Source organism: Brevundimonas sp. CURTG3B2_SDJG (assembly GCF_057364705.1).
Genome location: NZ_JBNFOJ010000090.1, coordinates 1 through 10,545, shown reverse-complemented (window position 1 = coordinate 10,545; position 10,545 = coordinate 1). Strand labels below are relative to the sequence as shown.

General features: G+C 69.5%; 9 protein-coding genes, 1 tRNA gene and 4 pseudogenes. 5 read left to right on the top strand and 9 right to left on the bottom strand.

The window, feature by feature from the left end:
* The 6 genes and pseudogenes from AC2W7C_RS07945 to AC2W7C_RS07920 form a co-directional block, all read right to left on the bottom strand.
* Nucleotides 1-195 (bottom strand): annotated as a pseudogene (locus AC2W7C_RS07945) (ROK family protein); the annotation flags it as partial.
* A 32-nt stretch (nt 196-227) separates the two neighbouring features.
* The gene (locus tag AC2W7C_RS07940; protein WP_486000953.1) at nt 228-491 is read right to left on the bottom strand and encodes a SemiSWEET family sugar transporter; all 264 of its coding nucleotides are present in this window, start codon (nt 489-491) and stop codon (nt 228-230) included.
* A complete protein-coding gene (locus tag AC2W7C_RS07935; protein WP_486000952.1) occupies nt 488-970 on the bottom strand; it encodes a low affinity iron permease family protein in 483 nt (160 codons plus the stop codon). Before AC2W7C_RS07935 ends, AC2W7C_RS07940 begins: the two co-directional genes overlap by 4 nt.
* Nucleotides 971-1,009: 39 nt before the next feature.
* On the bottom strand, nt 1,010-2,491 hold the full coding sequence (locus tag AC2W7C_RS07930; protein ID WP_486000951.1) for an amidase: 1,482 nt from the start codon (nt 2,489-2,491) through the stop codon (nt 1,010-1,012).
* Between the two features lie 46 nt (nt 2,492-2,537).
* Entirely contained in the window at nt 2,538-3,176 is a 639-nt protein-coding gene (locus AC2W7C_RS07925) for a prolyl oligopeptidase family serine peptidase (protein WP_486000950.1), read from the bottom strand.
* Nucleotides 3,177-3,471: 295 nt separating this feature from the next.
* Nucleotides 3,472-4,458 (bottom strand): annotated as a pseudogene (locus AC2W7C_RS07920) (beta-propeller domain-containing protein); the annotation flags it as partial.
* Between the two features lie 457 nt (nt 4,459-4,915).
* Between AC2W7C_RS07920 and AC2W7C_RS07915 the strand changes: the two are divergent.
* Both AC2W7C_RS07915 and AC2W7C_RS07910 read left to right on the top strand, forming a co-directional pair.
* Nucleotides 4,916-5,731 carry a ferredoxin--NADP reductase gene (locus AC2W7C_RS07915; protein ID WP_486000949.1) on the top strand — a complete coding sequence of 272 codons (816 nt, stop codon included), beginning with the start codon at nt 4,916-4,918 and terminating at the stop codon, nt 5,729-5,731.
* 89 nt (nt 5,732-5,820) lie between these two features.
* A pseudogene (locus tag AC2W7C_RS07910) lies at nt 5,821-6,094 on the top strand (chorismate mutase).
* A gap of 152 nt (nt 6,095-6,246) precedes the next feature.
* Here AC2W7C_RS07910 and AC2W7C_RS07905 read toward each other — a convergent pair.
* Both AC2W7C_RS07905 and AC2W7C_RS07900 read right to left on the bottom strand, forming a co-directional pair.
* Nucleotides 6,247-6,600, bottom strand: a complete 354-nt coding sequence (locus AC2W7C_RS07905; RefSeq protein ID WP_486000948.1) for an Hpt domain-containing protein — start codon at nt 6,598-6,600, stop codon at nt 6,247-6,249.
* Nucleotides 6,600-8,013, bottom strand: a pseudogene (locus AC2W7C_RS07900) (amino acid permease). The gene AC2W7C_RS07905 and the pseudogene AC2W7C_RS07900 overlap by 1 nt, the downstream one beginning before the upstream one ends.
* 174 nt (nt 8,014-8,187) lie before the next feature.
* On the opposite strand from AC2W7C_RS07900, the gene AC2W7C_RS07895 reads away from it, so the two are divergent.
* The 3 genes from AC2W7C_RS07895 (at nt 8,188) to AC2W7C_RS07885 (ending at nt 10,315) form a co-directional block, all read left to right on the top strand.
* Nucleotides 8,188-8,263, top strand: a tRNA-Lys gene (locus AC2W7C_RS07895).
* A 190-nt stretch (nt 8,264-8,453) separates the two neighbouring features.
* On the top strand, nt 8,454-9,140 hold the full coding sequence (locus AC2W7C_RS07890) for a hypothetical protein (protein ID WP_486000947.1): 687 nt from the start codon (nt 8,454-8,456) through the stop codon (nt 9,138-9,140).
* 80 nt (nt 9,141-9,220) lie between these two features.
* Entirely contained in the window at nt 9,221-10,315 is a 1,095-nt protein-coding gene (locus AC2W7C_RS07885; protein WP_486000946.1) for a cytochrome-c peroxidase, read from the top strand.
* Here the strand turns inward: AC2W7C_RS07885 and AC2W7C_RS07880 are convergent.
* Nucleotides 10,312-10,545, bottom strand: a 234-nt coding sequence (locus AC2W7C_RS07880; protein ID WP_486000945.1) for a TonB family protein, incomplete at its 5' end; no start/stop codon positions are given. The genes AC2W7C_RS07885 and AC2W7C_RS07880 overlap by 4 nt on opposite strands.

Below are 10,545 nucleotides of genomic sequence, written 5' to 3'. Positions count from 1 at the left end.
GACGGCCGCGAAGCCCGCCCCCGCCTTCCAGCGCGCGAGCGTCGCCCGGATCGCGCCCAGGGTCTCGTCGGGCGTGGTCGTCGGCAGGCGCGTCTCCTCGCGCACGTCGTCCGGCCCCGAGGCCAGGATGCAGACGCATTTGGTGCCACCCAACTCCACGCCGGCGATGAGGGGCGTCGCGATTCCCGTGTCCATCCCCCCACCCTGCCGCGCCGCGGCCGCTTCGGCTACCGCCGGCTGAAGCGCCACTTCATCGTCAGCACCCCGGCCGCCATCACCAGGGCGCAGGCGTTGGCCGCCGCGACGGGCCAGGCGCGGGTCATCACCCCATAGGCGGTCCACAGCACGAAGCAGGTCACCGTCAGCGAATAGGTCTTCAACGACACCGCCGAGGCGTCCTTCTCCTTCCAGATCTTGATCATCTGCGGAGCGAAGCTGGCGATCGAGCAGAGCGCCGCCGCCGTGCCGACCACGTTGGCCGCCAGGCTCATTTGGCCGTCTTGGCGGACGTCCCGCGCCGTGCGGCGGGCCGCGCCATGCGAGGCTGGTTGGCGGCGACAGCGGTCTCGCGCTTGCCCGGCGCGCCCGGAATGGGCTTGGCCGGCCGGCCCTTCTGCACCGCCAGACCGCGCTCCTCGACCTCCTCGAGGATCGCCTTCAACTCCTTGTCGGTCAGGTGCTCGATGCCGATGAAACGCGAGTCGGCCTTCCTGACCGCGAACAGCAGTTCGTCCAGCTTGGCCTGCATGGCCGCGCCGTCGCGGTTCTGGGTGTTCTGGATCAGGAACACCATCAGGAAGGTGATGATGGTGGTGCCGGTGTTGATGATCAGCTGCCAGGTCTCGCTGAACTTGAACACGGGCCCCGATGCGGCCCACAGGATCACGATCGCCAGGCAAGCGGCGAAGGTCCACGGCTTGCCAGCGATGCGGGCGGTTCCGTTGGCGAATTTGACGAACAGCCTGTCCATGGCTGCTCAAACCGCCCGCCAAGCTTAAGGTTGCGTCGGCTACTCGACGCCCGGCGGCGGCCGGCGGGCCTGTGTCCGCTGTTCGAAGGCGTAACCGAACGACAGCACTCTGGCGTCCTGCCACTGGCCGCCGATGAAGCTGATCCCGACCGGCATGCCCCGGTCGAAGCCCATGGGCACGGTCAGGTGGGGATAGCCCGCCACCGCGGCCAGCCGGCTGGCCGAGCCCTGGGCGTTGTCGTCGTCCTGGCGATCGTTCGTCCAGGCGCGGGAGGTGGTCGGCGCCACCAGCACCACCACGTCGTTGGAGGCCATCATCCTGTCGATGCCCTCGGGGCCCGAGGCCCTCAGCGACCGCGTCCTGGCCTCGATGTAAACCGGGTCTTCCAGGCCCGTGGTCGCCTCGGCCCGCAGGAACAACTCCTGCCCGAACAGGACCGTCTCGCGCGGCTCGGCCTGGTTGAAGGCTATGAGGTCCGCCAGGGTCCGCGTCGGCACCTGCGCCGGGTCGGTCGAGGCCAGATAGGCGTTCAGGTCATGCTTCAGCTCGCTCATCAGCACCTGGATCTCCCAGCCGCCGATCTGGCGCAGCTCGGCCGGCGCCTCGGTGATCTCCACCAGCGTCGCGCCCGCATCCCGCATGGCCTGCAGCGACGCCTCGAAGACGGCCTGGGTCTCGGCCGAATAGTTGGAGACCAGGAACCGCATCACCCCGACGCGCGCGCCCCGAAGGCTGTCGGCGTCCAGAGCGGCGGCGTAGTCGACCTTGCGTGCGTCCGCCTCGGCGGTGGCCGGGTCGAGGGAATCCGAGCCCGCGATGACGGTCAGCACCCGCGCGGCGGTCTCCACCGTCGTTGCGATCGGGCCCGCGGTGTCCTGCGAGTGGCTGATGGGAACGATGTGGGTCCGACTGACCAGCCCCACGGTCGGCTTGAACCCCACTACCCCGTTGACCGAGGCGGGACAGGTGATCGAGCCGTCCGTCTCCGTCCCGATCGCCGCCGGCGCCAGGCCGATCGCCACGGCCACGGCGCTGCCTGCCGACGACCCGCAGGGCGTCCGGGCGGGATCCCAGGGGTTGAGCGTCTGCCCGCCCGCGGCGCTCCAGCCGCTGAGGGAGTTCGAAGAACGGATGTTGGCCCATTCAGACAGATTGGCCTTGCCCAGGACGACCACCCCCGCCTCGCGCAGCCGGGTCACCAGCGGCGCGTCCCGGCCCGGCGCATTATCGGCCAGCGCCAATGAGCCGGCCGTGGTGGGCATGTCGGCCGTCTCGATATTGTCCTTGAGCAAGATCGGGAAGCCCATCAGCGCGCCCTCGCGCGGCTGCGGGTCCATGGTCCGCGGGTCGGCCCAGCGCAGCACGCTGCGGGTCTGCAGGTCATCCTCGGCCAGGTTCGTGATCCATGTCCGGGACAGCTCGAAAGGGGCGGGAACCGTCACCGTCGGCTGCGCCTGCGCCTGCGCCGCACTGGCCGCCATCGCCAGGGTCGCCGCCGCGACCGTCGCCCAAACCCTCATCGCATCCCCCTTGCGAAACCCCGCCCCTTGGAACGCCCGGGCCGGTCTACTCCGTCGGCGCCCGCGTCCCGATGGTCCGGTCCAGGAAATCCAGATAGGTTCGCCACTGCTGCAGCTGCCGCTCGTTGCCGCGCACGCCGTGACGCTGGCCCGGATAGAGCATCAGCTCGAACGGCGTGGACGAGGCCTGCAGCGCGTCGATCACCCGGGTCGAGTTCTCCAGGATCACGTTGTCGTCCGCCATGCCGTGCATCAGCAACAGGCGGCCGGTCATGTTCGGCAAGCGCGGGATGACGTCCGAGGCGGCGTAGCCGTCGGCGTTGCCCTCGGGCGTCGACATGTACCGCTCGGTGTAGTGAGTGTCGTACAGGCCCCATTCCGTCGGCGGCGCGCCGGCGGCCGCGGCCGCCAGTCCCATGCGGGGTTCGGTGATCGCCATCAGGCTCATGAAGCCGCCGTACGACCACCCCATCATAGCGATGCGATCGTCATCGACATAGGGAAGCGATCTCAGATAGTTCGCCGCCAAAACCTGATCTTCGATCTCGGGTTGCCCCATCTTCAGGTAAAGCGCCTGCTTGAAGGCCGCCGACCGGTCGCCCTCGCCGCGGTTGTCCAGCCGGAAGACGATGTAGCCGGCCTCGGTCAACAGTTGATTCTTCTCCGATTGCCAAGCGCGCCGCACCCGCCGCCCGACGGCCGCCGTACACCTGCATGACCACCGGATAGGTCTTCGTCGGGTCGAAGCCCGGCGGGGTGGTCATCTGCCAGACCAGGGTCTCGCCATGGCTCTCCAGCGTGCCGAAGGTCACCTCGCCCCGCCGCGAGGCGTAGGGATAGAAGGGATGTCCGGGCTGCAGCCGGTTCTCCTCGATCCACCGCACGAAGGTCCCGTCGGACCTGTACAGGGCCGACTGCGACGGCGTGTCCAGGTCCGAATAGTTGCCGACGTAGGCGGTGCCCGTCTTGTTCATCGAGGCGCTCCACCAGCCGCCGGCCGGCGTCACGGCCACCGGCGCGACGGTCCGGCGCAGGCTGGCGCGGAACATCTGCTGCTCGATCGGCAGCTCGCGCCCGTCGCGCATCGAGGCGGTGAAGAACACCTCGCCGGTGGCCTGGTTGATCCCGGTCAGCCCCTTCACCGGATACTCGCCCCGCGTGATGGCGCGCAGACGGCGGCCGTCCCGGGCGTACAGGTACAGGTGCTTCCAGCCCGTCTCTTCCGAAGACCAGATGAAGGTCCCGTCCTCCAGCGCCTTGAAGTCGTGGTTCAGCGGCACCCAGGCGTTCGAGGTCTGGGTCACGATCACCCGCGAGGCGCCGGTCGCCGGATCGACGCTCAGCAGGTCCAGCGTCTTCTGGTCGCGCGACTGGCGCTGGACGTAGAGGGTCCGGCCGTCCGCCGCCCAGTTCACCCGCGCCAGGTAGATGTCGGCGTTGTCGCCCAGGTCGACCTTAACCCGGCGTCCGCTCTGGCGATCGTGGACATAGAGCTCGACCACCGCATTGGGCCGGCCGGCGCGCGGATAGCGCTGCTCCACGGTCCGCGCCCCGCCGCCCGAGATGTCCAGGCGCGGGATCACGTCGACGCCCGTCTCATCGGTCCGCTGCAACGCGATGTAGCGCTCGTCCGGGCTCCACCAGTAGCCGGTGTCGCGGTCCATCTCCTCCTGGGCGATGAACTCGGCCGTCGCCCAGGTGACCAGGCCGTCGCCGTCCGTCGTCACCGCCATCTCCGTGTTCGAGGACAGGTCGTAGACGACCAGATCCTGATCGCGCACGAACGAGACGAAATTGCCCTCGGGCGAGACCTTGGCGTCGATCTCGTCGGCCTCGGTCTCGGTCAGGCGGCGCACCTGCCCGCCTTCCCGGCTGGCCAGGAAGATGTCGCCTTCCAGGGGCGCCAGGATGTAGCGGCCCTGCTCGTCCCAGGAATACTCGACCACCCCCCGCTGCGAGATACGCATGCGCTCGCGCCGCGCCTTCTCGGCCTCGGACAGTTCGCCCGCGTCGGGAACCAGGGCCCGGGCGTCGATCAGCTTGAACGGCTCGCCCTCGCCAGTCGGCGCGGCCCACAGGTCCAGCACGTCCACGTCGTCGTCACGCGAGCGCAAAAAGGCCACCAGCTCCCCGTCCGGCGACAGGGTCACGCCCTTGGCCACCGGTCCCGCCAGCGCCGGATTGGCGAACACCCGCTCGGGCGTCAGGATCGCGCTCTCGGCCACCGTAGGGGCCGGCGCGGAAGTCTGCTGCGCCAGGGCGGCGGAAAACGGCGACAGGGCCGCGACGAACAGGGTGGAGGCGAGAAGGATATTGCGCATGGCGGCGACGCTAGCGGCGGATTCCGCCCTCGTCATCCGGATTCGCAGCGGCGGCGTTGCGCCGCCTTTCCACGCCGCCCGGGACCGCCTAGTTAGGGCGCAAATGACCGACGCCGCCGTCTCTTCCCCTCCGGTGAAAGCCAGCCCCTTCCACGAACTGGAGGTGCTGTCCGTCCATCACTGGACCGACCAGCTGTTCAGCTTCCGTATCGCCCGGCCGGAGGATTTCCGCTTCCGTTCGGGCGAATTCGTCATGATCGGCCTGCCCGGTCAGGACGGGGCCAAGCCGATCCTGCGCGCCTACTCCATCGCCTCGCCGGCCTGGGACGAGGAGCTGGAGTTCTTCTCCATCAAGGTGCCGGACGGCCCGCTGACGTCCCGCTTGCAGAAGATCCAGCCCGGCGACACGGTCCTGATGGGCAGGAAGCCCACCGGCACCCTGGTGCTGGACGCCCTGACCGGCGGCGAGCGCCTGTGGCTGATCGGCACGGGTACGGGATTGGCCCCTTGGCTCAGCGTCGCCCGCGATCCCGACACCTACAGCCGCTTCGGCCAGGTGATCGTCTGCCACACGGTGCGCAACGTCGCCGACCTGGCCTACCGCGACTTCTTCACCGCTGGGATTCACGACGATCCCCTGGTCGGCGACGAAGCCAAGGCGCAACTGACCTACTACCCCACCGTCACCCGCGAGCGTTTCGAGACGCCGGGCCGGATCACCGACCGCATCCGCTCGGGCGACGTCTTCGCCGACCTGAGCCTGCCGATCGGCTTCTCGCCCAACAGCGACCGGGTCATGCTGTGCGGCTCCATGGCGATGATCAAGGAGGCTGGCGAGTTGCTTGAGACCTACGGCCTGAAGGAAGGCTCGAACGCCGAGCCCGGCGACTATGTGCTGGAGCGTGCCTTTGTCGGTTGATCTGAAGCCCGTGCATCCCCGCGAAAGCGGGGACGCCCCCGACCGTCGTGGGCGTGGACGCCCGCGTCGCGCCCGAGGCCTGTCTGACGATGGCCGAGGTGCGTCACGGCGTCGACGCCCTGGACCGCGCCCCTGGTGACCCTGCTGGCCGAGCGCCAGCGCTACATGGACGCCGCCGCCCGCATCAAGCCCAGCCGCGACGTGGTCCACGACGACGCCCGCATCGAGGACGTGGTCGCCAAGGTTCTGGCCTCCGCGGAAAACGCCGGCCTGTCGCCGGCCATCGCCGAGCCGGTCTGGCGCACCCTGGTGGACCGCTGCATCGCCTATGAGTTCGGTGCGTGGGATCGGACGCGGGGCTAGTTTCCGAACCCAATTTGCATCTGTCATGGCCGGGCTTGTCCCGGCCATCCATGAACGCGGACTTGGACGGTCGAGACCCTCGGCTGAATCCCGCGCCTATGGATCCCCGGCACAAGGCCGGGGATGACGAGGATTGAGTTCGAAAGAGCCGACTACCCCCTCAGACTTCTCAGCATGATCTCGTGGCGATAGGCCGCCACGTCGGCCAGGGCCAGGTCGAGCGCGTCGCGCACTCGGTCCAGCAGCGGCGCGGCGTCGGCGTTGTCGGCATGCTCCGCCGTCTGACAGGCGCGGGCCAGGGCGTCGGCCCCGATCCCGGCCGCCGCCCCCCGTACGGTGTGCACCCCGTCGCGCCAGCCTTCCTCGCGCACATCCAGCAGCGGCGACCACATCGCGGCCTGTTGCATGAACAGGTCCAGGACCTCGTCGGTGACCGCGTCCTCGCCGCCGGTCATCCGCTCCAGGACGGCGAAGTCGACCGAGCCCGACAGATCGCGAAGCGCCATCAGCCCGCCGGCTCCTCGCCCTTGGCCAGGCGCGAATTCCGCGACGACCAGACCAGATAGACCCCCAGTCCGACGACGTTCCACACCAGGAACCACAGCTGGGTCTTGGTCTGAAGGCTCAGGAAGAAGACGACGCAGCCGATCATGGTGATCGCGCCGACCAGCCACCAAAGCGGGGCCTTGAACACCCGCGGCCGGTTGGGATCGCGCACGCGCAGGACGATCAGGCTCAGGCCCACGGCGAAGAAGGCCGCGAGCGTGCCCGCATTGGCCAGCGAAGCCAGCTCGTCCAGCCGCATCACCCCGGCCAGGGCCGCCACCACGATTGCGGTGAAGACGGTCACCACCGCAGGCACGCCCCGATGCGAGACCTTGGCCAGCGACCGCGGCAGCAGACCGTCGCGCGCCATGCCCAGGAATATCCGGCTCTGGCCGAACAGGAAGGCCAGCAACACGGTCGGCAGGGCGATCACGGCCGAGGCCGCGATCCACTGGGCCGCCGTCCCCTGCCCCATCTCGCGCAGGATCAGGGCCAGGGGCTCGGGGCTCGCGGCGAAGCTGGCCACCGGCCGGGCGCCGATCGCGCGCCGCCACGATCAGGTACAGCGCCGTGCAGACCAACATCGAGCCGACGATGCCGATCGCCAGGTCGCGCTCCGGCCGCTTGGTCTCCTCCGCGGCCGTGGAGATGGCGTCGAAGCCGTAGAAGGCGAAGAAGATGATCGCCGCGGCCGCCATCACCCCGGTCTGCACGAAGGGCGCGCCGAAGCCGTTGGGCATGAAGGGGGTGAAGTGGCTCTCGTCGAAGGCCGGCAGGGCGATGGCCACGAAGGCGATCAGCGCCACGATCTTGATGACCACCAGGATGGCGTTGACGGTCGCGCTCTCGCGCGTGCCCAGCAGCAGCATTCCGGTCACCACGGCGATGATCGCCACCGCCGGCAGGTTGACGATCCCGCCGGCCACGTGCGGCCCGACGGTCAGCGCCGTCGGCAGGTCGATCCCCAGGCCATTCAGGAAGCCGACCGCATAGCCCGACCAGCCCACGGCCACGGCCGACACGACCAGCGAATACTCCAGGATCAGGCTCCACCCCACGACCCAGGCGATCAGCTCGCCCAGCACCGCATAGGAATAGGTGTAGGCGCTGCCCGCCGCAGGCATCATCGTCGATAGCTCGGCGTAGGCCAGGGCGGCGCAGGCGCACACCAGGCCCGCCAGGGCGAAGCTGATCATCACCGCGGGCCCCGCCAGGCCCGCTCCCACCCCGATCAGGGTCAGGATGCCGGTGCCGACGATGGCGCCCACGCCCAGGGCCATCAGGTGCGGCCAACTCAGCGTCTTCTTCAGCGCCGGCCCGTCGTGCGGGGCCAGCATGGCGTCGATCGAACGGCGGCGGCTCCAGAAGGCCATGGTCGCGTCTCCCCCTCGCCGCCGTTGCGCGGCTGATTCACCCGCGACCCTATCCGCTCCTGCGACAAACCGAAACGGCGGGGGAAAAGAGGCTTGCCTTCCTCGGAGGTTGCCTCTATCTCCGCCCCCTCGCCGAGCCGGTCCCGACCGCGCGGCGCGACCGACGCATGGTCCGGGTGATTAGCTCAGTTGGTAGAGCAGCTGACTCTTAATCAGCGGGTCGTAGGTTCGAACCCTACATCACCCACCATCGTCCTCTCGCGATAATTCAGAAGACATGGCTGCGTGGCGGCCGTCGGCGATCGCGCACTTACGAAATCTGACAAGCTCGAACTGGAAGATCGCCGGCCCTCGACGCGCCGATGGTCGAGCGATAGGCCCATCTGACCGCCGCCTGCCGAAGATGCGATCGCGGAAACCCGAAGCTACGGTGAACCAGCATGAACCCCCGCGCGCCGGCGGCCTCCGAGGCCGCGGTCGAAATTCTCACACGGGACTACGTCAACTACCACCTCGTGTTCGTCGCCGGCGGCGCCCTGGTGGTCGTCACGGCTCTCGTCCTCGCCGCCCTCAGCCTTCGCGAGTTGGCTCGGTTCGGCAGGACGAAGCCGGACCAGAGGCTGCGGTTCGCGCGTCTGGCCTACACCGCCTTCGCCGCGGCCGGATTGCTGACGGCCGTCGGCATGACGATCCTGGTCTGGACGAACCTCGGAAACGCCCTTAGCCCCGCGAGGGGATTTGCGGACGCGATCGAGGTCATTTCCAATCAGACCGCGTTTTCTCCCCGCAGCGATGTTCAGGAGGCGGGCGCCGCCTGGTTGAACTCGGGCGATGCGGCCATGCCGGAAACCCTGAAACGCGCGATCGACGAGCGTCTTTCCTGGCAGGCGCCGAAGGCCGTCATTTCGCTGATCGCCCTGGCGGTCGCAGCGGCGTTTTCCGTCCTGTGGTGGAGAAAGCTCATTCAGCGATCCCTGCGCGCGGAACCGACCTCCGGCATATTTTGGAAGACGCGCGTGGCAGTCGGTTATCTCATGATGCCGACGTGCTTCGTCCTGATGGTCCTGAGCCTTGTCAACGCCCAGGCCTCGATCGCTCCCATCGTTCTGACGCTGACCATGGGGTAGCCGCGGGCGGGCTCCCGCCGCCCCGAACGACCGGAGCGGGCGTTAGTGCAAATGGATCGCATTTGCAGTAATCAGCCCGCATGCCCCGCCGCCCCTTCGCCGTCCGCCGACTTCCAGACCTTGCCGTCGCCGGTGCCCTGGGGGTGCTGGTCTTCCTGGGCGGGGCCACCGCGGCGTCTCAGGAGGCTGTCGCGCCCGCGCGCGGCCCGGCCGACATCGTCGCGACCCTCGTCCCCGTCCAGCTCGAGCCCGGCGCGGTCTTCACCGAGTTCGGCCCCGTCCCGCCCCTGCCCGCTCAGTCCCGCGACTTGGTCGATCTCGGGGGCCGCCTGTTCGAGGATCCGCGGCTGTCCGGCTCGGGCCAGATCGCCTGCGCCTCGTGCCACAATCGCGAGCTGGCCTTCGCCGACGGAGTGTCGCGCTCCTTCGGCCACGACCGCCGACGCCTGACCCGCAACGCGCCGTCGCTGCTGACCTCGGGCTGGATGACGGCGCTGTTCTGGGACGGGCGCGCCGACAGCCTGGAGGCGCAGGCGCCCATGCCGATCCTGCATCCGGACGAGATGCGCGGCGACCTGGCCGTCATCCGCGAGCGCCTGGCCGCCGATCACGACTATCCCGCCGCCTTCGCCGCCGCCTTCGGCGATCCGGCGGTCACCGATCAGCGCTTGGCCTCGGCGCTGGCCGCTTTCCAGCGCAGCCTCAGCCCCCGGCGCAGCCGCTGGTCCCGCTTCATCGGCGGCGACGCGGACGCGCTGAGCGCGCAGCAGCGGCGCGGTCTGGACCTGTTCCGGGGCAAGGCCGGCTGCGCCAGCTGCCACAGCGGCCCCCTGCTGACCGACCAGCGCTTCCACAACCTGGGCCTCAGCTTCTACGGCCGCGAGCGTCAGGACCTGGGCCGCTACGCCGTGACCGGGGCGGCCGAGGACGTCGGGGCCTTCCGCACGCCCAGCCTGCTCGGCGTCTCGCGCACCGCCCCCTACATGCATCACGGCGGCCTCCCGACGCTGGAGGGGGGTGGTGGCCTTCTACAACGCCCGGCGGCGCCCGGCCGCGCCGCCGGCCCGAACAGGCCGACGACCCGCTCGTTCCCGACCACCTCGCCGATGCTGCGCCCTCGCGGCCTGACCCGCGAGGAGCAGGCCGATCTCGTGGCCTTCCTGGAAGCGCTCTAGCGCGCCGACCCGGAGCGCACCCGATAGTCGATCATGACGTCGAACTCCCGGCGCGCCCAGTCGGCGCCGGGCGCCGGACGGGGAAACGGCTGCATGGCCGCCAACTGGGCGAGAGCGGCCCGATCCAGGGCCGGCGAGCCGCTGGACCGGGTCAGCACCGCCCGCCGCAGCCGCCCCTGGCGGTCCAGGATGATCGCCACGCTCACCAGGCCGGTCGAGTCGTCGCCGGG

What these genes read in the sequence shown, in the direction of transcription:
- AC2W7C_RS07940 (WP_486000953.1), bottom strand. Translation starts at nt 491, where the DNA reads ATGAGCCTGGCGGCCAACGTGGTCGGCACGGCGGCGGCGCTCTGCTCG.
- AC2W7C_RS07935 (WP_486000952.1), bottom strand. Translation starts at nt 970, where the DNA reads ATGGACAGGCTGTTCGTCAAATTCGCCAACGGAACCGCCCGCATCGCT.
- AC2W7C_RS07930 (WP_486000951.1), bottom strand. Translation starts at nt 2,491, where the DNA reads ATGAGGGTTTGGGCGACGGTCGCGGCGGCGACCCTGGCGATGGCGGCC.
- AC2W7C_RS07915 (WP_486000949.1), top strand. Translation starts at nt 4,916, where the DNA reads ATGACCGACGCCGCCGTCTCTTCCCCTCCGGTGAAAGCCAGCCCCTTC.
- AC2W7C_RS07905 (WP_486000948.1), bottom strand. Translation starts at nt 6,600, where the DNA reads ATGGCGCTTCGCGATCTGTCGGGCTCGGTCGACTTCGCCGTCCTGGAG.
- AC2W7C_RS07890 (WP_486000947.1), top strand. Translation starts at nt 8,454, where the DNA reads ATGAACCCCCGCGCGCCGGCGGCCTCCGAGGCCGCGGTCGAAATTCTC.
- AC2W7C_RS07885 (WP_486000946.1), top strand. Translation starts at nt 9,221, where the DNA reads ATGCCCCGCCGCCCCTTCGCCGTCCGCCGACTTCCAGACCTTGCCGTC.